This is a genomic window from Methylocystis sp. S23 (genome assembly GCF_054106005.1).
Map to the genome: position 1 here is coordinate 3,635,387 of NZ_CM134185.1, position 20,931 is coordinate 3,656,317.

The 20,931-nt window shown below is 67.0% G+C and carries 14 protein-coding genes; 5 read left to right on the forward strand and 9 right to left on the reverse strand.

Annotated features, from left to right (window positions below; all coding sequences use genetic code 11):
* Positions 1 to 20: 20 nt before the first annotated feature.
* The gene (locus ACV7JP_RS17885) at positions 21 to 746 is read right to left on the reverse strand and encodes a metallophosphoesterase family protein (RefSeq protein ID WP_457796998.1); all 726 of its coding nucleotides are present in this window, start codon (positions 744 to 746) and stop codon (positions 21 to 23) included.
* A gap of 280 nt (positions 747 to 1,026) precedes the next feature.
* Here ACV7JP_RS17885 and ACV7JP_RS17890 point away from each other — a divergent pair, with 280 nt between their 5' ends.
* From ACV7JP_RS17890 to ACV7JP_RS17900, 3 genes are all read left to right on the forward strand, one after another.
* Positions 1,027 to 2,664: a multiheme c-type cytochrome gene (locus ACV7JP_RS17890; RefSeq protein WP_457796999.1), complete on the forward strand. Its 1,638-nt coding sequence runs from the start codon at positions 1,027 to 1,029 to the stop codon at positions 2,662 to 2,664.
* A 354-nt stretch (positions 2,665 to 3,018) separates the two neighbouring features.
* Positions 3,019 to 3,954 carry a hydroxylamine oxidation protein HaoB gene (gene haoB, locus ACV7JP_RS17895; RefSeq protein WP_457797000.1) on the forward strand — a complete coding sequence of 312 codons (936 nt, stop codon included), beginning with the start codon at positions 3,019 to 3,021 and terminating at the stop codon, positions 3,952 to 3,954.
* 552 nt (positions 3,955 to 4,506) lie between these two features.
* Positions 4,507 to 5,871 (forward strand): DUF1236 domain-containing protein, encoded by a 1,365-nt coding sequence (locus ACV7JP_RS17900; RefSeq protein WP_457797001.1) that lies wholly within the window; start codon positions 4,507 to 4,509, stop codon positions 5,869 to 5,871.
* 373 nt (positions 5,872 to 6,244) lie between these two features.
* Here ACV7JP_RS17900 and clcA read toward each other — a convergent pair whose 3' ends face one another.
* The 5 genes from clcA to ACV7JP_RS17925 form a co-directional block, all read right to left on the reverse strand.
* Positions 6,245 to 7,552, reverse strand: coding sequence for a H(+)/Cl(-) exchange transporter ClcA (clcA, locus tag ACV7JP_RS17905; RefSeq protein ID WP_457797002.1), 1,308 nt, complete (start codon positions 7,550 to 7,552; stop codon positions 6,245 to 6,247).
* Positions 7,549 to 8,436: a transglutaminase family protein gene (locus ACV7JP_RS17910; protein WP_457797003.1), complete on the reverse strand. Its 888-nt coding sequence runs from the start codon at positions 8,434 to 8,436 to the stop codon at positions 7,549 to 7,551. The genes clcA and ACV7JP_RS17910 overlap by 4 nt, the downstream gene beginning before the upstream one ends.
* Positions 8,433 to 10,874, reverse strand: coding sequence for a circularly permuted type 2 ATP-grasp protein (locus ACV7JP_RS17915; RefSeq protein ID WP_457797004.1), 2,442 nt, complete (start codon positions 10,872 to 10,874; stop codon positions 8,433 to 8,435). Before ACV7JP_RS17915 ends, ACV7JP_RS17910 begins: the two co-directional genes overlap by 4 nt.
* Before the next feature lie 82 nt (positions 10,875 to 10,956).
* Entirely contained in the window at positions 10,957 to 14,250 is a 3,294-nt protein-coding gene (locus ACV7JP_RS17920; RefSeq protein WP_457797005.1) for a transglutaminase family protein, read from the reverse strand.
* Positions 14,251 to 14,425: 175 nt separating this feature from the next.
* A complete protein-coding gene (locus tag ACV7JP_RS17925; RefSeq protein ID WP_457797006.1) occupies positions 14,426 to 15,763 on the reverse strand; it encodes a PAS domain S-box protein in 1,338 nt (445 codons plus the stop codon).
* Positions 15,764 to 15,960: 197 nt separating this feature from the next.
* On the opposite strand from ACV7JP_RS17925, the gene ACV7JP_RS17930 reads away from it, so the two are divergent.
* Complete coding sequence (locus ACV7JP_RS17930) at positions 15,961 to 16,212, forward strand: hypothetical protein (protein WP_457797007.1); 252 nt, start codon at positions 15,961 to 15,963, stop codon at positions 16,210 to 16,212.
* A 76-nt stretch (positions 16,213 to 16,288) separates the two neighbouring features.
* Here the strand turns inward: ACV7JP_RS17930 and ACV7JP_RS17935 are convergent, their stop codons facing one another.
* The 3 genes from ACV7JP_RS17935 to ACV7JP_RS17945 all read right to left on the reverse strand — a co-directional run bounded on the left by ACV7JP_RS17935 (position 16,289) and on the right by ACV7JP_RS17945 (position 19,608).
* Positions 16,289 to 17,527: a M48 family metallopeptidase gene (locus ACV7JP_RS17935; RefSeq protein ID WP_457797008.1), complete on the reverse strand. Its 1,239-nt coding sequence runs from the start codon at positions 17,525 to 17,527 to the stop codon at positions 16,289 to 16,291.
* Between the two features lie 86 nt (positions 17,528 to 17,613).
* Entirely contained in the window at positions 17,614 to 18,477 is an 864-nt protein-coding gene (locus ACV7JP_RS17940; RefSeq protein WP_457797009.1) for a J domain-containing protein, read from the reverse strand.
* 75 nt (positions 18,478 to 18,552) lie between these two features.
* Entirely contained in the window at positions 18,553 to 19,608 is a 1,056-nt protein-coding gene (locus ACV7JP_RS17945) for a polysaccharide deacetylase family protein (RefSeq protein ID WP_457797010.1), read from the reverse strand.
* 121 nt (positions 19,609 to 19,729) lie between these two features.
* Between ACV7JP_RS17945 and ACV7JP_RS17950 the strand changes: the two genes are divergently transcribed.
* Positions 19,730 to 20,926, forward strand: a complete 1,197-nt coding sequence (locus tag ACV7JP_RS17950) for a GNAT family N-acetyltransferase (RefSeq protein ID WP_457797011.1) — start codon at positions 19,730 to 19,732, stop codon at positions 20,924 to 20,926.
* The last annotated feature ends 5 nt before the right edge of the window (positions 20,927 to 20,931 follow it).

Here is a 20,931-nt window from a genome sequence, read left to right on the forward strand (position 1 = left end):
AATTCATTTTCCAAATCGCCCTAACCGTCTCCCGTTTCATAGGGAGTAACGCCTTCGCGCGTATCGATGAATCGCCGCTCTTTCCCCTCCAACGCGACGGCCGTCAGCACGCCGCTCTTGAAGGCGCGGGTGTCGAGATTGATGCGGTTCTCCAGATTCTCCACATGCGCATGCGGCGTATGGCCGTGCACGATCACCTTGCCGAAAGCGCCGCGGTAGTTCAGGAACTCATAGCGGATCCACATCAGGTCCTGGGGGTCCTGGAGATCCAGCGGAACCTGCGGCCGCACGCCGGCGTGGCAGAAGAAATAATCGCCATATTCGGCTGAAAAGGCGGTCTCTTCCAGAAACCGCCGATGATCCGGCGGAAGGCGCGCGAGAAAGGCCGCGTGAACCGCCGCCGCGCCGCCGCGCAGCATCTCCTCGCCCGGATCGACGCCATAGGAGGCGAGCGTCGTCAATCCGCCGAGCGCGGCGAACTGATCGAGCATCGCCGGATCGTCGAGATAGCGCAGCGTCGCGTCTTCGTGATTGCCGCGCAGCGCGACGATCGGCGTCGGAAAATCGCGGCGCGCCAAACGCTCGATCACGCCGCGCGAGTCGCGTCCGCGATCGACATAGTCGCCGAGGAAGACCGTCAGCGCCTTGTCGCAATCGCCCCGGCGGAGATCGGCGGCGACAAGCCGCGCGAGCCGCGCCAGAAGATCGGCGCGTCCATGGATGTCGCCGACGGCGTAAATCCGCATTCCTTTCGGCGCCGCCGCATTCAAGATCGTTCGTCCGGCCGTGATCCGATGTCGATTCTCATCTATCGTGCGGAGAGGCGGCGGCGAGCGGCGCATGGGGAGGAAAGCAGGGCTGGCGCCATTTGCGCCCAAAGCTGTGGTCCTTTCCATTGAATGCTCCGCTATCGAAAATGCCGCCACAGGGGGAATCTTCCGCGCCGAGGGAAAAATGTTGAAATTTGGGGCGATCCTTCGCCGACGCTTGGGCGTCGGCCTTTTAGCGCTGGTCGGCGCAGCCTTTTTGGCGCTCGCGCCCGCGCGGGCGGAGACGCCGGACGAAACCTATAAGGCGCTGGGCCTCACCAAGACGGCCACGCCAAAGGAACTCTATGACGCGCTCGAGAAGCGCTACCACGACGAGGCCCAGGGCGCCGGAAAGGGATCGCTCTCCAAATATTGGGAGCCGATCCCGATCTCGAAATATCTCAATCCTCACACTTTCTATAAGCCGCCGCAGACGATCGACGTGGATGCGACCCGCCAGCAATGCGTGGAGTGCCATCAGCAGACGACGCCGGGCTGGACGCATAGCTGGCAGAAGAGCGTCCATGGCAATTTAGACGAAATCCGCAAGCTGCCCGACTCGGACTCCCGCGCCTATAAGAAGGTCATGATCAAGGAGGTCGAAGCCAACCTCCAATCCATGGGCAAGCTCAAGGCCGGCGAGAGCCTCAAGGAAGTCGGTTGCATCGACTGCCATATGGGCGTGGGCCAGCAGCACGGGCAACACAAGGCCGAGCTTAAAATGCCCGACGCCGCGGCCTGCGGCCAGTGCCACGTTCAGCAATTCGCCGAGCGCGAGTCGGAGCGCGACACCTTCACTTGGCCGCAGGAGCAGTGGAAGCCGGGCCATCCCTCGCACGCCCTCTCCTACAAGGCGAATGTCGAGAACGCGATCTGGGCGGCGATGGAGCAGCGCGAGGTCGCGGAAGGCTGCACCTTCTGCCACACGCCGCAGACGACTTGTAACTCCTGCCATACGCGCCACGAATTTTCGGCCGTGGAAGCCCGCAAGCCGCAGGCCTGCGCGCAATGCCACAACGGCGTCGACCACAATGAGTTCGAAGGCTACATGCTCTCGAAGCACGGCACGGTCTATCAGGCGCGCGGCGATCAGTGGGACTGGAACGTCCGCCTCGCCGACGCGCTCGAGAAGGGCAATATGAAGGCCCCGACCTGCGCCTTCTGCCATATGGAATATGAGGGCAAGTTCACGCACAACATGGTGCGCAAGGCGCGCTGGGCCTTCGTGCCCATGCCCAAGATCGCGGAGAACCTGAACCATCCCTGGTTCACGGCGCGCAAGGAGTCGTGGGTTTCGACCTGCTCGAACTGTCACTCCGACAGCTTCGCGCGGGCTTATCTCGACGACATGGACAAGGGCGTCGTCTCGGGCCTCGATATCACCGAGAAGTCGCGCAGCGTGCTCGTGAAGCTCTTCAACGACAAGCTGCTGCCGGGCCAGAAGACGAACCGCCCCGCCCCGCCCGCGCCCGAGAAGGACGAGGCCGGCGGCTTCTTCCAGCTCTTCTGGCAGAAGGGCAATAATCCGAGCATGATCGAATATGTCTTCGCGGACATGTGGGAGCACCATCAGATCAAGCACTATAAGGCGCTCGCGCATATGAACCCCGGCGGCTACACCTATTCGGAAGGCTGGTCGCAATTGATCGGCGCCGCGGCGAGGATCAATGACGAGGACACGAAGCTGCGCGAAGCGGCCGAGATCCGCGCCGAGCTGAAGCGCATCTCCGGCGAGAAGCGCGGCGATCTCGAGCTCGACTCGCCCATGCGCCGCGGCGTCGCGGCGGGCCTCGGCTTGCTCGCATTGCTCGCCGGCGGCGTGATGCTGATGCGCCGGGACAAGAAGAAGGGGTAAGAGTCTCGCTTTCGCGTCATTGCGAGGAGCGAAGCGACGAAGCAAGCCAGAGCCGCCACGGCCCGCCGGATTGCTTCGCTCCGCTCGCAATGACGGATGACGGCAAGATGAGAAGGACATGCTCTCGCCCCCGCGTCATTGCGAGGAGCGAAGCGACGAAGCAAGCCAGAGCCGCCACGGCCCGCTGGATTGCTTCGCTCCGCTCGCAAGGACGGATGGCGGCAAGATGAGAAGGACAATGCTCTCGCCCCCGCGTCATTGCGAGGAGCGAAGGCGACGAAGCAATCCAGAGCCGCCATGGCTCGCTGCATTGCTTCGCTCGCAATGACGGATGACGACAAGATGAGAAGGATAATGGGCGCCGCTCTGATCGCCGCGGGCTTCGCGCTGCTCGGCTGGGCCGCCTATTCGGCGCTGACGCCCGTATCGCATTATACGCTGACGATCGCGGCCGCGCGCCCTGACGACGCGAAGGAAATCGCCGGCCTCGGCCTCCCGCCGGACGTTCTGCGGCGCATCGAGATCAAGAGCCCCGAAGAGCGCCGTCCGGTCGCGACGGGCCTCGTCGCCAAAGATGGCGCGCGCCTCGCGCCGCTCGTCTGGCGCAACGAGGTGACGGAATCGATTTTGTTCTCGGACGTCTCCGCAGCCGACATGACGAAAGTGCTCACGGCCATTCGCGATCATGTCGCGGAGGACGCCGTCATCCTCGCCTGGTGGGACCTGTCGCGCGCCATTCGCGTCGCGGCGAAGCGCGACGCGCCTCTCGACGACAGCCATGCGGCCGGACTGCTCATTCCCGCGGCCTGGACGGAAGCGGCTGAAGCGGAGCGCGCACGCTGGGGCGCGGGCGCGCAGGCGCCGTCTCACGAAAGCTTCGGCCAGTTCATCGATGCGCTGGTCTCGGACGAGAAGCAAGGCGCCGAGGCGCTTGCGAGACTCGCCGCCGGCAAGCCAGCCTATGTCGCCGTGCATATTTCCGACGTCTGGAAAGCCGCCGCGGCGCGGCCCGAGCGCCTCTCGATCGGCTACAAGGATTTTCCATCGTCGGGCGTGTCGCATGGCGTCATCAAATCGGCGACGCAGTGGATGCGCGAACAGAAGATCGAGGGCGGCTTCGCGGCGGAGCCGATCGGCGGCGCCATGCGGCTGCATTACTTCACGCGCAAGCGGGACGGCGACGCGCTGATCGCGAAGCTCCTGCCTTTCTCGACGTCGAACCCGGCGGAGCTGGAGAAGTTCGAACTCGTCTATCAGCTCAAGGGCTGGTGGGTTTATCGGTTGAAGTAAGCCGTCTTTGCGAGGACCCTGAGCTTCGAAGCAATCCTGGGCCGCGTCGCCGCCCTCATTGCTTCCCTCCAAAGCTTATCCGCGGCGATCGCGCGAAACCAAAACAAAAAGACCGCCAGCGCTTTCGTGCTGACGGTCTTTAAACCGGACCGCTAAAGGGCCGATTCACACGCTGATCGTGCCGATCAGAGGCGCGTGATGGTCACAGCGGCGATAACAACCATAGCCAGCATGGCAGCGGGGACGAGCCAACCCATCTTTACCTCCCTCAGAATGCGCCCTTAAAGCGCCGTTTTTTCTGCTTTACGCGTGCGGCAGTACAGCGGAGGGCTTGGTTTTTGTCAAGCCCAATCCCGCGCCGGAGCCAATTATCCACGCTCCAAGGCGCCTGACTGGCTGCCTGCACGCGACAGCCGCCATACACTACGACGAGTCGTCGTCACGGGCAAATTCTAAAAGAACAATACGTGTTCTTGCGCGTTGCAGGGCATTACCGACCCCAGCAGGCGCGGCCAAGACGAAGACCCGCGCTCGCTTCAAATGGAGGCCGCAATGCGAGCCAGGCTTCTTCTCTCTGCGGCAGTTGCGACACTGTCGCTCTGCATTTCCCACGGCAATGCGCAACCCGCCGGACGAGACCAGGCGGGAGGCGAGGCGGGCAGGCCCGGGCAGACCGAACCGGCGACCCCGCAAGTCAAGCCCGGCGAGCAGGGCGCCGCCGAGAAGGACGCGCAGGAGCGGCGGTCCGAACGGACGCAGGAACAGAATCGCAACCGCGCCGAGGCGCAGGGCGCCCGGGAAACGGAGCGCCAGGGCCTCTCCGACCAGGAGAAGGCCGGCCGCCGAGGCGCGAAGGAGATGAAGGACGAGGATCGCCGCCGCAAGCAGGGCGCCGCGGACGAGAATCGCGAATCTGGTCCCGGGGCCAAGGGCGCCCGCCAGAAATCCGGCGACCGGCCGGACGCGACGACCCGTGGAGCGAAGGAGCCCGACAAGCGGGAGAAGACCGGAGGCGCGGAAGCGCCGACCGATGAGCGGACCGGGACGGCCCGGTCGGATCGGGAGCGCCGCCAGGGCGAAGCCGGCCGCTCGGAACGCTCCGGCGACGTCTTCGGCCGATCCCCCGAGGCGGACAGGACGCGCGGGGCCGAGACGACGACGCCGCGCGAGGATCGCGACGCGGCCGGCCGCGCGGATCGCGAGCAGCCGCGAGCCGGCCGCAATGGCCAGGAGCGCGGCGCGGTGCGGCTGAGCGAGCGCGAACAGAGCCGCGTGCGCGACATCATCGAGCGGCGCGGCGTGCGCAGCATCCCGCGCGGCGACTTCAATGCGCGCATCGGAGCCGTCCTGCCGCCGACCGTGCAGTTCTATCCCCTTCCCGAGGAAATCGTGTCCATCCTGCCGCAATATCGCGGCTACAACTTTGTGCGGGTCGAGGATCAGATCGCCATTATCGACCCCGGCTCCCGCCAGGTGGTCACGATGATCGGCGAAGGCGCGCCGGGGGCCGTCTATGGCTATGAGGAGCGCGGCGGCGGCTATGAGCGGCGCGAGGGCCGATATGACCGGCGCGAAGGCGGCCGCTACGGCTCCGCCCGGCGCGACGAAAGCTATGGCCGCGAGCGCGGCTCGCGCGGGGAAGCCTATGGCTATGCGCCGCGCGTCAGGCTCGACAGCCGGGAAGAGCGCGCCCTTTATCGAGGCGTGATGCGGGAGGCGCGCACGAGCATGCGGCAGGTTTGCGTCCGCGTGGGCGACCGCGTCCCGGAGTTCGTCGATATCGAGCCGGTTCCCCGCCAGATCGCGGCCGAGGCGCCGGATGTCGAGCGCTTCGACTATTTCGTGCTCAACGATCAGGTGGTCCTGGTGGATCCGGACAGCCGGCGAGTCGTCGACATCGTCGAGGAGCCGCGCTGACGGCGCCGAACCAAGACGCCGGGGGACCGCCCCCGGCGTCTCCTTTAAGTTAGAAAGCTGCTACCCGGCCTTGTGCGCCTTCGTCGTTGACGAGTGGCGCTCATGTTTCTGGATGTGACGCTGGGATTTGTGTTTCGCGGGCTTTGCCTTGGCGGGCTCCGAGGCCGCGGGGGCGGGCTCTTCGGGGGCGGCGAAGCTCGGCTGAGCGAAAGCGGCGCCGGCGACGATAAGAGCCATAGCGAAAAGAATGTTTTTCATCTTTGCTGCTCCATGCTTCCTTACCCCAAGCCGGGGCAGGATCGCATGGGCGGATTGAACCGCGCCTGACGCCAGAATTCACTTTCTATTCATATAATTGCTGCGAAGCCGCCGCTTAATTTCTCGAAGGGCGCAGCAGGCGGTCGCGCAGCGACTCGTAGATCGGGGCGTCGCCGATCAGCGTCGGCGCCAGCATCGCCGCGAAACAGGCGGCGAGCATGGGCAACAGCATGGTCACGCCGCCCGTCATCTCGGTGACCAGCACGATTCCGGTCAGCGGAGCCCGCACCACCGCGGTGAAGAAGGCCGTCATGCCGACGACGGCGAAGGCCTGCGGCTGGATATCCGCCCCCGGCAGCAGAAGGCCGAAGACGGCGCCCAGAAACAGGCCCGCCTGCGCGCCCAGCGCCAGCAGCGGCGCGAAGAGACCGCCCGGCGTCCCGGCGGCATAGGAAGCGGCGCCAAGGCCGAATCTCAAAAGCAGGACGAAAGGCAGGATGAACAGGTCCTGCCAACCCGCGAGCGCGGCGAGCGTCAATCCGTCGCCCCCGCCGGCGAGACGCGGCGCGAACCAGGCCAGCGCGCCCACGGCGGCGCCGGTCAGCGCGGCCTTGGCCTCCCCCGGCAGGCGCGAGCGCTCGAAAGCCGAAAGAGTCGCGAGCAGAAAGCGGTTGTAGACGACGCCGAATATCCCCATGACGGCGCCTAGAATGAAGAAAAGCGGGCCGATGCCGGGCGCCGGGTAATCCAGGGGCGGCAGCGGGAAATCGGGCGAATCCCCCAGTAGCAGATGCGCGACGGCGATAGCCGTCGAGGAAGCGGCGAGCGCCGCGATGGCGACGCGCTGCTCGAATTTCTGGACGAGCTCCTCGAGCACGAAGACCGCGCCGGCCATGGGCGCGTTGAAGGCGGTGGCGAGGCCCGCCCCCGCCCCGGCGGCGAGCAGCGCGCGGCAGTCGGCCCGGTTTCGCCGGAAAGCGTCGCCGGTCAAATGGCCGATGACGGCGCCCATCTGCACGCTCGGCCCCTCGCGCCCGAGCGCGAGCCCGGCGCCGATGGCGAGGCAGCCGCCGAGGAATTTGACGGGGAGCAGAATGAAAGGGGCCGGCGGCGCCTCGCCCCGCAGCACCGCCTCGACATGCGGAATGCCGCTGCCCGAGGCGTGCGGCGAGAAGCGGCGCACCATCCAGGCGGCGACAAAGGCCGCAAGCGCGCAGAGCGCGACCACGCAGAGGAAGCCGAGCAACGCCCCGCCCTGCGCCCAGGCGACGACGAGGTCGCGGAACCGATCCGCCGCCTGCAACGCCATCCGGAACAACGCGCCGACGGCCCCCGCGACGCCGCCGACGAGGAGCGCCAGGGCCGAGAGCTCAAGAAGGCTCTTCTGAGCGCTCTCGCTCTCCACCGGCGCATGAAGGTTCATTGAGCGCCCCCCACGGCCCGGATGTCGACGGAGACGCCCAGCGCCTGGCGGCCGGCGCCGACGAACACGCCGTCGATCGGCGAGACGTCCGCATAGTCGCGGCCGATGGCGACGACGATATGGTTATCGTCGGCGTGCATGGCGTTGGTCGGATCGAGATGGATCCAGCCGAAGGGCTCGCCGGCCCAGACGGCCACCCAGGCATGGGACGCGTCGGCGCCCTCCAGCCGCGGCTGGCCGGGCGCGGGAACGGTGCGGATATAGCCGCTGACATAAGCCGCCGGCAGCGCGAGGCCGCGCAGCCCGGCGATCATGATATGCGCGAAATCCTGACAAACCCCGCCCCGCGCCGCGAAAGCGTCGGCGAGCGGCGTCGCGACATGGGTCGCATCCGGATCATAGGCGAAATCCGCCTTGATGCGGCGCATGAGCTCCTCGGCGCCTTCGAGAACCGGCCGGCCGGGCGGAAAGCTCTCGCGCGCATAGTCGGCGGCCGGCGGATGCAGCGGCGCCTGGCGACTCGGAAAGAGCCAGTGGACGGGCGAGTCGCGCCCGAGCGTCCTGACCGCGCAAGCCTCGCGCGAAATCGTCTCCCAGGCCGGCGTGAGACACCCCGCCGGCGGCTCCTCGCGCTCGACCTCGACGCGGGCGGCGACCGTGATGCGCAATCGCGCATGCGCCTCCCGGATCGTGGCCTCGACGATCCGGTTGCCGAAGAAGTCCACGCTCTCCCGCATCGATTCGGGAAATGGCGCCGCGTCGACGCGGCTTCTCAGCACGCGCTGCCCCTTGCCGTTGCGCGGCGTGAGCCGTATCGCGCAACGGGTGGCGGCGACGCTGGCTTCGTAACTGTATGTCGTGACGTGGTTGATGTCGTAGATCACGCGAGCTTCGATCGCTTGTCGGCCGGCGCAAGGTCGCTGGAATGAGAAAAATACCGCTCGGAAATGGCGTTGGCGAGCGCCATGAGCCGCTGTTCGACGAAAAGCATCCAGGGACCGTCGATCCGCCGCGCGTCTTCCGCTTCGAGATCGGCGCGCAGCGAGACGGCCAGCCGGCGTTGCGGCTCCATCATGCCGTCGTCGGCGAGCGCGGGAAGCGCGGCGAGATGCTCGTCGATCCGCCTCGTTTGAAAGGCGATCGAGCGCGGATTGAACGGATCGAGAATCGTGATGTCGAGCGTCGGCGCCAATGCGGGCCCCGCGAGATAGCGCGAGCGATAGGTGATCTGCGAGTCGACGAGTTCGAGCAGCGCGTCGAGCGTCTCCATCGTCGGATCGGAATCGGCGAATTGCCGCGCGAAGCCGCAGGCGTTGATCGCGCGCTCGATGCGCTTGCCGAGATCGATGAAGGCCCAGCCGGAGACGCGGTTGAAATTCTCGTCCATGAGGCCGGAGAGCGCGGCGAGCGTATGCAGCGCGCGCTCGGCCATCTCCAGAATCTCCGGCTCCAGAGGCGCGCCGCCGGCCACGCGATCGAGCCTGATCTCGAGGCGCACCAGCAACTGCCACATATCCTGCGACAGGCGCTCGCGCACAATGGAGGCCGCGCGCTTGGCCTGCCCGGCAATGGCGCGCGCGGAGCCGTAGAAATCCGCGTTGCTCGCGGCGGTCAGCGCGATCACGGCGCCGGAATGAGGCGCCGCGAAGGGCGCCGCGGCCCCCCAGGCGAAGAGCAGGCGCTCGCAACGCTCAATGGGCTGACGGCCCTGTATGGCGTTGCCCGGCGTCTCGGTCATGCGGTTGCAGAGGCAGCGGACGACGCGCAGCGTCGCCTCGGCGCGTTCGAGATAGCGGCCCATCCAGAAGAGATTGTCGGCGGCCCGGCTCGGCAGATTGCCGGACACGCGCACCACGGGCGCGTCGTTCTTTTGCGGCAGCAGCGTCGCCGCGTGCTCGGCCGCGTCCTCGCCGATCACCCATACGTCCGCCGATTGCGCGCCGGCGCCCATGGAGACCGCGCGCGCGTCGCGCCGGTCGGAAACCCGGCAGAAGCCGCCGGGCATGATCTTCCAGCCGTCTTGCGTCGCGGCGGCGAAGATGCGCAGCGAGAACGGACGCGGCGTCAACGCGCCGCCGTCCCAGGCCGGCGTCGTCGAGAGCTTCACGACCTCCTGCCCCACATAATCCATGCCGCGCGTCTCCATCGCGCGGACGAGGCGCGCGCGCTGCGCGGCGTCGAGCTCGGCGCCGATGGCCGCGCGGCCGCCCTCAAGGCCCTCGGCGCAGTCGCCGAAGGCGCCGGCGATGGCGCGGCTGTCGAAGGCGCGCAGGATCTCGTCGCGCTCCGCCTCCTGCCCGCACCACCAGGTCGCGACATTCGGCAGCCGCAGGCTCTCGCCGAGCAGCCGCTGCGCGAGAGCCGGCAGGAAGCTCATCAGCGCGCGGGACTCGACGAGCCCCGCCCCCGGCATGTTCGCCATCGCGACGGAACCCTGCCGGATGGCGTCGAACAAGCCCGGCACGCCGAGCCGCGAGGCCGCATTGGCCTCCAGCGGATCGAGCCAGTCGGCGTCGACGCGCCGCCAGACGACGTCGGCGCGCTTGAGGCCCGCGACCGTGCGCACATGCAGCTTGCCCTCGCTCGTCGCGAGGTCTTCGCCTTCCACCAGCAGAAAGCCGAGATAGCGGGCGAGATAGATCTGCTCCGTATAGGTCTCGCTCCAGCCGCCCGGCGTCATGAGGCAGATGCGGGGATCGCCGCGCGGCGCCGCCGCCGCGAGTCCGGCGCGGAAATCGCGAAAGAAGCCGGCGAGCCGGCGCACCTTCATCTCGCGAAAGAGGCTCGGAAAGGCGCGCGCGAGAATGAGGCGGTTTTCGATGGCGTAGCCCGCGCCCGAGGGGGCCTGGGCGCGGTCGCCCAGCACCCACCATTTGCCGTCCGGGCCGCGCCCGATATCGACCGCGTAGAAGCGCAGCCAGCGACCGCCGACAGGCTTGACGCCGCGCATCGGCCGGATGAACTCCGGGGAGCCCGCGACCGCCGCCGCGGGCAGCGCGCCCTCGGCGACAAGCCGGCCCTCGCCATAGACGTCCTGCAGGATGCGGTCGAGAAGCTCCGCGCGCTGCGCGATTCCGGCGGCGATGTCCCGCCATTCGCTTTCCGTGAGCAGGAGCGGCAGGCGGCTCAAGGGCCAGGGCCGTTCGCGCGTCTCGCCATGCACGCGATAGGTGACGCCCATATCGTTGATGCGGCGCTCGGCGGCGGCGAAGCGGCTTTTCACGCCCTCCCGTCCGAGCCCCGCCAGCGTGTCGAGAAGCGTCGACCAATGGGCGCGCGGGAGCCCGTCGGGGCCGATCAGCTCGTCCGGAACGCCTGGCATCGGCCGGTAATCCGCGATCCAGGCCGCGAGCCTCCGAGCCTCCGCGCCAAGGGTCGCGTCGCCTGCCGCGTCAGCTTCGAGCTCAACGGCCAAATCGCCTCCGCAAGTCCAGCGTCAGCGGGAACTCGCCCGCCTGTTCCTCGCGCGGCGGCTCGACGCGGCCGGGCGTGTGGCCATGATCCTCGAAGCGCGAGAGGCGCCGGGATTCGGCCTCGTGAAAATTGACCGGAAAGGTGTCGTAATTGCGCCCGCCCGGATGCGCGCTGTGATAGACGCAGCCCCCCAGCGAGCGGTTGCTCCAGCTATCGACGATGTCGAAGGTGAGCGGCGTGTGGGAGGGGATCGTCGGATGCATGCCGGAGGCCGGCTGCCACGCCTTGAAGCGCACGCCCGCCACCGCCTCCCCCACGACGCCGGTCGAGGCGAGCGGCACGCGGCGGCCGTTGCAGGCGACGACGTGGCGGTTCGGCACGAAATGCTTCGCTTTCACTTCGAGACGTTCGATCGACGAGTCCACATAGCGCACCGTGCCGCCGATGGCGCCCTCCTCGCCCATCACATGCCAGGGCTCCAGCGCGTGGCGAATTTCAAGCGTCACGCCGCCATGCTCGACGCGGCCCGCCAGCGGAAAGCGAAACTCATATTGCGCCTGAAACCATTCCGGTTCGAAGGCGTAGCCGGCGCATTTCAGATCGTCCAGCACGCCGAGGAAATCCGCCCAGACGAAATGCGGCAGCATGAACTTGTCGTGCAGCGCCGTTCCCCAGCGCACGCAATTGCCTTCCTGCGGCTCGCGCCAGAACCAGGCGACCAGCGCGCGCAACAGGAGCTGCTGCGCGAGGCTCATGCGGGCGTCCGGCGGCATCTCGAAGGCGCGGAACTCGACGAGGCCGAGACGGCCGGTCGGACCATCCGGCGAATAGAGCTTGTCGATGCAGATTTCCGAGCGGTGCGTATTGCCGGAAACGTCGACGAGCAGATTCCGATAGAGGCGGTCGACGAGCCAGATCGGATAGCCCCACTCGGCGGGCCCTGGCGTGTTCGCCAATGCGATCTCGAGCTCGTAAAGCGCGTCGTGCCGCGCCTCGTCGATGCGCGGGCTCTGACTCGTCGGGCCGATGAAGAGGCCCGAGAAGAGATAGGAAAGGGACGGATGCCGCTGCCAATAGAGCACCAGGCTCTTGAGCAGATCGGGCCGCCGCAGGAAGGGCGAGTCCGGCGGCGTCACGCCGCCGAGAACGACGTGATTGCCGCCGCCCGAGCCGACGCAGCGGCCGTCGGTCATGAACTTGCTGGCGGTGAGACGCGCGAGCCGCGCCTCCTCGTAAAGCGTCGTCGTATTGTCCACCGCTTCGCGCCACGACGCAGCCGGGTGAATATTCACTTCGACGACTCCAGGATCGGGCGTCACCTTCACGACGTCGAGCCGCGGATCGACGGGCGGCGGATAGCCCTCGATATGCAGCGGCAAGCCGAGCTCCGCCGCCGTCGTCTCCACGGCGACGAGCAATTCGAGATAATCCTCCAGTCGCGGCACGGGCGGCATGAAGACGCAGAGCACGCCGTCGCGCGGCTCGACGGCGAGCGCCGTGCGCACCACGCCCTCGACGATGGATTGGCCCATCTGTTCCTGGCGGGTCGCGCGATACGCGCTGTAGATCTGCTGGAGATGAGAAGGATCGGGCAGCTGTCCGCGATCCTCGAACGGGTCCTGATTTTGGATGTAGGGATAGGACGACGCCGGCGCCCAGGGCAGCGCATTGAGCGGCAGGCGCAGGCCAACCGGCGAGTCGCCCGGCGCGAGGAAGAGGCGCCCGCGCCGCAGCGGCCAGCGCTCGGACAGCCAGCGCTGCTCGGCGCGGGCGTTCCAGCGCTGGATGGGCAGAACGTAGCCGGTCGGAGTCGAGAGCCCGCGCTCGAAGACGCGCACCATGCGCGCGCGCTCTTCGGCGTCCTCGATCTTTGGATCGAGCGGATCGACATTGATCGGAAGCTGGCCTTCCTTGACCATCCAATGCGCGGGGTCCTCATAAGCCGGAACGACATAGTCCCGGCTCAAGCCCAGCGTCTCGGCGAGCTCGCAGCAGAAGCGCCCGGCATTGACGGCGTTGGCCACGCCCGGATCGGGCGCCATGCCCGAGACGAGATTCGGATTCTTCCAGATCGGCTGGCCGTCCTTGCGCCAATAGAGGGCGAAGGCCCAGCGCGGCAGGCTTTCGCCGGGATACCATTTGCCCTGCCCGTAATGCAGGAAGCCGCCGGGTCCAAAGCGATTGCGCAGGCGCCGGATCAGATCGTCGGAACGCGCGCGTTTCGTCGGGCCGACGGCGGCGGTGTTCCATTCGGGCGACTCGAAATCGTCGATCGACACGAAAGTCGGCTCGCCGCCCATTGTGAGGCGCACGTCCTGCGCCCTTAGATCGGCGTCGACCGCTTCGCCCAGCGTGTCGAGCCGGCGCCAGGCTTCGTCGGAGAAGGGCGCCGTGATGCGCGGCGCCTCGCGAATGCGGTCGACGCGCATCTCGAAATTGAAATCGCATTCGGCGGGCTCGACGAGGCCCGATACGGGCGCGCAGGAGCGGTAATGCGGCGCGCCGCAAAGCGGCAGATGGCCCTCGCCGCAGAAGAGGCCGGAGGTCGCGTCGAGCCCGACCCAGCCCGCGCCGGGAATATAGACCTCCGTCCAGGCGTGGAGATCGGTGAAGTCGTGATCCGCGCCCATCGGGCCCTCGATGGGATCGAGATCCTCCTTGAGCTGGATGAGATAGCCGGAGACGAAGCGCGACGCGAAGCCGAGGCGGCGCAGGATTTGAACGAGCAGCCAGGCCGAGTCGCGGCAGGAGCCGGAGCGCAGCGTCAGCGTCTCGTCCGGCGCCTGCACGCCGGGCTCCATGCGGATAACGTAGCGTATGTCCTTTTGCAGTTGCGCGTTGAGATCGACGAGGAAGTCGATCGCGCGCCGCTTCTCGCGCGAAATCTTTCGCACATAGTCGTCGAGCGCCGCGCCGGCGGGCTCGATTTCGAGATAGGCGGCAAGCTCCGTCGCCAGCTCCGCCTTGTAGATGAAAGGAAACTCTTCCGCGTAAGGCTCGACGAAAAAGTCGAATGGATTGAAGACGGCCATCTCCGCGAGAAGATCGACCTCGATCTTGAACTCCCGCGCCTTCTCGGGAAATACGAGCCGCGCCTGCCAATTGCCGTGCGGGTCCTGCTGCCAGTTTATGAAATGCTCGGCGGGGAGGATCTTCAGCGAATAGCCCGTGACGCGCGTCCGGCAATGCGGCGCGGGCCTCAACCGGACGATCTGCGGCCCGAGGCCGACGGGACGATCATATTTGTAATGCGTGACATGATGAAGCGCGACTTGGATTGACAAGGGGGGCGCCTTTCGCGAGGCGGCTTGTTGCGCCGCGACAGGAATTAAGCGGAGGCGCGGGCGTCCAAGTCAATCGGATCGGCGGGAAACCAACGGCTTTGCTTTTAATTCCCGCAGCGTGACGGCGTCATGGGCAGCGATTGCACAAGATGATGGCGAGGCGGGCCATGGCTCCCTACCGGATCGTCTTCACGGGCAGGCGCAGCTCGTAGCGCAAGCCGCTCGCCTCGAACCGCGCCGTCGCCTCGCCGCCGAACTGCTTCGGCGTTTCGTGCAGAATGAAGCTGCCGAAGCCCTTGCGCTTCGAGGGCTTGGCCGGCGGGCCAGCCCTTTCGCTCCATATGAAAATGAGAACGTCCGCCCCATCGACCGTCTCGATTTGCTTCTCGATGGAAACCGCGCCGCTGGGAGACGAGAGCGCGCCGTGCTTGACGGCGTTCGTCAGAAGCTCGTGGACGATGAAGGAGAAGGCCTGCGCGGCTTTGGCGTTCACGCGCAGATCCGGCCCGGTCGAGACGATCTGGTCCTTGAAGCCGCCGACGCCGATGGCGATCAGCCTGTCCATCGAAATGTCCCTGAACATGGATTCGGAAAGAACGGCGTGCGCGTCGGCGAGAAGCTGCACGCGCTGAGTCAGCGCCTGCTCCGCCTCGGTCACGCTTCTTCCGCGCGTCAGGGTACGGCGAATCGTCGCAAGAAGGACCGCGAAAATATTGCCCACGCGATGCTCCAGCTCGCGCGCCAGGATCGCCTGTTGCTCCTCGTGCTGCTTGCGCTCCGTGATGTCGGTGACGGTGACGAGCACCGCTTGCTGATCGTCCCATTCAATCGGATTCAATCCGATTTCCACGGGGAATTCGGAGCCGTCCCGGCGGCGTCCGCAAAGGTCGCGTCCGGCGCCCATCGGCCGCGTTTCCGGCGAGCGCTGGAATTGCTCCCGCAGCCGCGCATGGCCGGCGGCGACTTCCTCGGGCGCGAGCGTTTCGACCGGCCTGCCGAGAAGTTCGGCGCGCGTATAGCCGAAGAGCTTCTCCGCGCTGGAATTGACCCCGACGATCGCGCCGCTCCGGCCGACGATGACAATGCCGTTGGGCATCGAATCGATGAGCGAGCGCTGCCTTTGCGCCTGCGCGGCGATGCGCTCGATTGCGTCCTTGTAAGAGGAGACGACCGCGACGATCGACAGGGCGACAAACAGGAAAGAGGACAGCGACACGGCCGTCCTTACATTCATGTTCCACGTCAGCGGCGGCTCCATGAAGAAGGACCATGCGATGACGACGGAAGCGAAGGTCGTGCAAAGGCCCGCAAGCTTCCCGCCGACGACCGTCGCGATCAGAACCGCGGGAAAGAATGTGATGAACGGAATTCCCGGCGTCAGCCAATCCTGGGCGAGCCAGCGCGTCCATGTCGCCGCGGCGAGCGTCACGATGGCGATCGCATAGGCGAGAAGCGGATTTTCGCGTCTGATCACCAGCTCCAGCCGACGGCTGAACGCGGTCTGCATGGTCATCTCCGGCGCCTCCGGTTCAGGTTGTCACATAGTGGCCAAGCCTCGCGAGGCCATCGCGTCGCCTGCGATTTCCGTGCGCTTATGTGTCCCTGCCCGGCTTTGCTTCGACGGCAAAGGGGGCTAATCTCCGGCGTCGCGAGGAACGGCGGAGCTTCCGCTCGGGCGCGCGACGGGCGGGGCTTTGACAGGAGAACCTGATGAAAAAAATTCTTCTAACCGCGGCGCTCGCGAGCGCCGCTCTGCTCGCGACGATCGACGTCTCCGAGGCTTTCGTCTGCGCCCGCGGCCCGTATCGCGCCGGCTGCGCGGGTCCCGCCGGCTCCGTTGTCCGCGGGCCTTATGGCGGCACGACCTATCGCGGTCGCTATGGCGGCGGGGCCTATGTCGGGCCGCGTGGCGGCGCGGTCGTTCGCGCCCCCTATTACCGGCCCTATTATCGCCGCTGGTGACCGCCGGCCGGCTGCTCTGCGACATAAAAGGGGCCCGCGCGGGCCCCTTTTCATATAGTCCCCTTGTCCTGGAAGCCTATCCTTCCGCGCCCCTCAACTGCGCCACGCGCACCGGCACGGGCGGGTGAGAGAAATAGAATCTGGCGTAGAGTGGATCGGGCGTCAGCGTCGCGAGATTGTCGCGCGTCAGCCGCGTCAGCGCGGAAATCATCGGCTCCTTGCCGACGATGCGGCGGGCGAAATCGTCGGCCTCGAATTCGTTCTTGCGCGAGCGATGCGCCAGCAGCGGATGCAGAAGATGCGAGATCGGCTCCTTGGCGAGCAGCAGCGCGACGAGCACGACGCCCGGATCCGTCGGCAGGCCGAACCAGGTGACGAAGGTCGGGTTGCCGAAGGCCCAATAGAGCACGGCGAAGCCGACAAAGGCGATGGCCGCCGCCTGAACGATCATCTGCCGCACATGGCCATATTTGAAATGGCCGAGCTCATGGGCGAGGATCGACTCGATCTCCTCCAGCGTATGCTTCTCCAGAAGCGTGTCGAAGAAGACGATGCGCTTGGCCTTGCCGAAGCCCGTGAAATAGGCGTTGCCATGCGCGGAGCGCTTGGAGGCGTCCATCACATAGAGCCCCTTGGACTCGAAGCCGCATTTGGCCAGCAGCGCCTCCATGCGGGCCTTGGTCGAGCCCTCCTCCATCGGCGTGAAGGTGTTGAAGAGCGGCGCGATGAAGGTCGGGTAGATCAGCGTCATGGCGACGATCAGCGCCATGAAGGCGACATAGGCGAAGAGCCACCAGGTCTCGGGAAACGCGCCCAGCAGCCAGAACATGCCGTATAGCAGCGGCGCGCCGAGCGCGAGGCCGAGCGCGACGCTCTTGATCTCGTCGAGAAGAAAGGTCCTGGGGGTAAGCCGGTTGAAGCCGAAACGCTCCTCCAGCAGGAAGGCGTTGGCGACCGTGAAGGGCAGTTCGAAAACATGGCTGACAAAGCCCGCCGCCAGCACGAAGACGACGCTGCGGGTCAGCCCGGGCGCGACGGCCTGCGAAACGAGCGCGTAAAGCGGCGCCAGCCAGGCGGCGAGCCAAAGGATGGAGAGAATGGCGTCATAGAGCGTCTCGCCCATGGCGAAGCGCGTGCGGGCGATAGTGTAATCGGCCGCCCGGCGGTGCTCCTCCAGCGTCACCTCGCGGGCGAAATCCACCGGCACCGCGTCGCGGTTCGCCGCGACATTGTCGGTCTGGCGCATGCGCAAATAGACGCCCAAGGCCGCCGACAGGGCGATGGCCACACAGATTAAAACGCCCATCAGGCTCATCGATCCGCTCCGCATGTATGATTTCTGTCAAAAATAGGCGCTCTGGCCCAGCTTTGCTAGGGGTAGCGCGGCGGAGGCCGCCCGGATCAAGCCTGCCGGCGCCCGAGCAGCAGATCGCGCGCCGCGTTCAAGGCGGCGGCGCGCTCGACCGAGCCGCCGTGATCGGGATGGGCGCGCTTCATCTGGGAGCGGTAGGCGCGCTCGATCTCTCGCCTTGAGGCGCCGGCCCCGACGCCGAGGACGGCGCGGGCGCGGGCCTCTTCGCTCGTCGGCGCGGTCCAGCTTCGCGGCATCTCGCGCTGGCCGAACCCGCCTTCCTCCCTCGGCGGCTCCTTATCCGCGCGCGGCCGGCCCTTGTCCTTGAAAGACCTCGGCCTTTCGCGGCGCTCGGCGCGCGCCTCGTCCTCCTCGATCAGTCCGAAATCGACGAGGGACTCGCGCAGTCGGTAGCCCAGATCATGGGCGAAGACGCAGAGGAAAGCCGAGAGTCCGGCGGCGTAGAGGCCACGCTTGACGAGAACGAGCGTCGGCGGCGCAGGGACGCCCGGCCCATCCGAGCCGATGAAGTAGTCCAGCATTTGCGGCGTCAGCCCGTGAAAGGCGGAAAGCGCCAGACATATCGCGACGACGCTCGTCATCCAGAAGGCGTTGCTCCAGCCCCGCGCCCGCGGACTGGAAAAGCCCCGCCAGGCGCCGTAGGCGCCCGACATGACCATGACCAGCAGGCCGCCGAAGGTCTGCAGATTGACGCCCGTCGCCAGAGCATGGCGGCCCTCGGTCTCGGCCGCCGCCTGGAGCGGGAAATAGCCCGCCTCGGCGTAGCCGCGCATGGCGTCGTCCGTCGTCGACAGGGGCGCAAACTCCCACGCCGCCGTCACATGCAGCGCAAGGAGGATGAGCAGAGTGAGGCCGGCGGAGATCAAGGCGGCCGCCGCCGCCGGCAGCAGCATGCCGCGCGTCTCGCCCTGCGTCGCTTCCGGCCAGCAGCCTTCGAAAGGATCGAAGCTGATCGTCTTTCTCCCTTGTCAGGCCGCGACGCGGCGGCCGCGGTTCATCAGCGCGAAGGGGGCGCCGCTCAACAGCACGTCGAGCGCGGCGAGGCTCTGATGCCTGCCATTGACGGACAGGCGCGGCAGCGCGTGAAAATAATCTTGATGCTCCGGAAATATCATTCCCGGCCGCGTGGTGACGGCGCTCGCAAAGCCGAGCTCGGCCGCGAGCGCGAATTCGCGCCGTCCCGCCGAGGTCGGATCGCCGACGGGATAGCAGAAATGGCGGGGCGTCACGCCGGTCTCCTGCGCGATGCGGTCGCGGCTTTCCGACATTTCGCGCCGCGCGTCCGCCTCCGCCAGTTTGGCGAGGCGCGGATGCATGACCGAATGCGCGCCGACGGTCGCGAGCTCATGGCCCGCGAGCGCGCCGATTTCCTTCCAGCCGAGGCAGGCCTCGATCGTCAGCGCGCGCGAGTCGACCCCCGCCTCGGCGGCGAGCGCCGCGACGACGTCGAGCAATTCTTCTTCGCTTCCGTCGCGGATCGACCAGTAGATGTCGCTGAAAGCCGCGCTCTTCTCCGCGTCGCCGGCGCAATCGCGGACGATGCGCCGTCCGCCGATCGTCACGTCTACGCGCTTGAGCCGGCGTATCGCCTCCTCCATTTCGATCCACCACAGCCGCGCCCGATGGTCGGCGAAGCCGGCGGCGACATAAGCGGCGAAGGGCGCGCGGCGGCGCTCCAGGATCGGGAGGGCATGGTCGACAAGGTCGCGATAGCCGTCGTCGAAGGTGAGAACGACGAAGGGCCGCGCCGGCGCCGCCCCTGCGCGCAGATGGCCGAGCGCGGCGTCGAGCGGGAGAATGTCATAGCCCTGCGCGCGCAGATGTACGAGCAAGCCGTCCAGAAAGGCCGGCGTCACTTCGAGCCCCGCATTCGGCGCGAAGTCCGCGCCGGGATCCGGTCTCACGCGGTGAAACATGAGGATGGCGCCGAGGCCGCGCGTAAAGGGCGCGGCGAGCCGATGCGCGCCGCTCGCCTGAAAGAGCCGCATGCCGGCGACGATCGCCCGCTCCCGCCAACTCGCCATCGCTCCCCCGAAATCCGGCCTGAAAGCTTCCAGGATTTAGGACGAAGATTCTAACTATCTGTTATGCGAGTCGTGGCAGATATAGATTATGGGTTCGCGAGCGCGGGGATGCTGGGCGCATATGGTTACGAGACTGGAAGGCCTGGAGAACGAGTTTGCCCGGCCGCTGCAGACGAGCCGGTCTCGCGCGAGGATCGACGTTTTCACGCATCTGTCCGACGCCCGGAAAGACTGGGCCGAACTCTCCAGCCGCGCGACGATCAGCCCCTATCAGTCCTTTTTCTTCGTCGAGGCCTGGGCCGATACGGTCGGGCGGGCCGAAGGCGCGAGGCCATTCATTATCGTTGCGCGCGAGGAGTCCGGACGGCCGCGCGCCCTTCTGCCCTTATGCGTCCATAAGCGCGCCGGCTTCGACATCGCCCTGTTCCTCGGGGGGCGGGAGAGCAATTTCAATCTCCCGCTGCTCGATCCCGACGCGCGCTACGACCAGCGCGGCATGCGCGCGCTTCTCATCGAGGGCGCGCGCGCGGCGGACCGGCCGCCGGATTTGATCTATCTGCGCAATCAGCCGCGCCGCTTCGAGAATGTCGACAATCCCCTCGCCTTCCGGGAGGCGCGGCCGAGCGCCAGCTACGCCTACGGCGCCACGCTGCCGTCGCGCGTCGAGGACCTCGCCGCGCGCCTTTCGAAGGATACGCGCAAAAAGCTGAAGAAGAAGGAGGCCCGCCTCGCGGAGATGGGCGAGCTCGCCTATGAGCATCGGGCGGGCGGCGCGCGGGCGGTCGAGATCCTCTCGGCGCTGATGCGCCAGAAATCCGCCCGCTTCTCGGATATCGGCGTCGGTCGCCGCTTCGGCGGTCTGGGACTGGATGACCTGCTGGACCGCCTCAATGGAGAGACGGGCGACGGCGGGCTCGAATTGCATGCGCTCTCCGTCGGCGGGCGCATCGTCGCGACCTATGCCGGGATTGTCCGCGGCGGCCGCTTCTCGGCCATGCTCAACTCATTCGAGATGGAGGAGGCGGTCGCGCGCTCGTCGCCGGGCGATCTCCTGCTGCACGCCGTGATGCGCGACCTCGTCTCGCGCGGCATGGCTTATTTCGATCTCGGCGCCGGCGAAGCGCGCTACAAGAGCGCCGTCTGCGACGAGACGATCGAATTGAGCGATTTCATCCAGCCGATCTCGGCGCGCGGCGTGGCCGCCGCTCCGCTCTTTTCCGCCTTTTTGCGCCTCAAGCGCCGCGTGAAGCAGAGCCCCGCTTTGTCGCGCGCCTATTATCGCGCCCGCCGGCTCGCGTCGCGCTTGCCGATGAGCTGAAGGCC

What these genes read in the sequence shown, in the direction of transcription:
- haoB (WP_457797000.1), top strand. Translation starts at nt 3,019, where the DNA reads ATGGGCGCCGCTCTGATCGCCGCGGGCTTCGCGCTGCTCGGCTGGGCC.
- ACV7JP_RS17925 (WP_457797006.1), bottom strand. Translation starts at nt 15,763, where the DNA reads ATGACCATGCAGACCGCGTTCAGCCGTCGGCTGGAGCTGGTGATCAGA.
- ACV7JP_RS17930 (WP_457797007.1), top strand. Translation starts at nt 15,961, where the DNA reads ATGAAAAAAATTCTTCTAACCGCGGCGCTCGCGAGCGCCGCTCTGCTC.
- ACV7JP_RS17915 (WP_457797004.1), bottom strand. Translation starts at nt 10,874, where the DNA reads ATGCCAGGCGTTCCGGACGAGCTGATCGGCCCCGACGGGCTCCCGCGC.
- ACV7JP_RS17945 (WP_457797010.1), bottom strand. Translation starts at nt 19,608, where the DNA reads ATGGCGAGTTGGCGGGAGCGGGCGATCGTCGCCGGCATGCGGCTCTTT.
- ACV7JP_RS17950 (WP_457797011.1), top strand. Translation starts at nt 19,730, where the DNA reads ATGGTTACGAGACTGGAAGGCCTGGAGAACGAGTTTGCCCGGCCGCTG.
- ACV7JP_RS17935 (WP_457797008.1), bottom strand. Translation starts at nt 17,527, where the DNA reads ATGAGCCTGATGGGCGTTTTAATCTGTGTGGCCATCGCCCTGTCGGCG.
- ACV7JP_RS17900 (WP_457797001.1), top strand. Translation starts at nt 4,507, where the DNA reads ATGCGAGCCAGGCTTCTTCTCTCTGCGGCAGTTGCGACACTGTCGCTC.
- ACV7JP_RS17885 (WP_457796998.1), bottom strand. Translation starts at nt 746, where the DNA reads ATGCGGATTTACGCCGTCGGCGACATCCATGGACGCGCCGATCTTCTG.
- clcA (WP_457797002.1), bottom strand. Translation starts at nt 7,552, where the DNA reads ATGAACCTTCATGCGCCGGTGGAGAGCGAGAGCGCTCAGAAGAGCCTT.
- ACV7JP_RS17940 (WP_457797009.1), bottom strand. Translation starts at nt 18,477, where the DNA reads ATGCTGCTGCCGGCGGCGGCGGCCGCCTTGATCTCCGCCGGCCTCACT.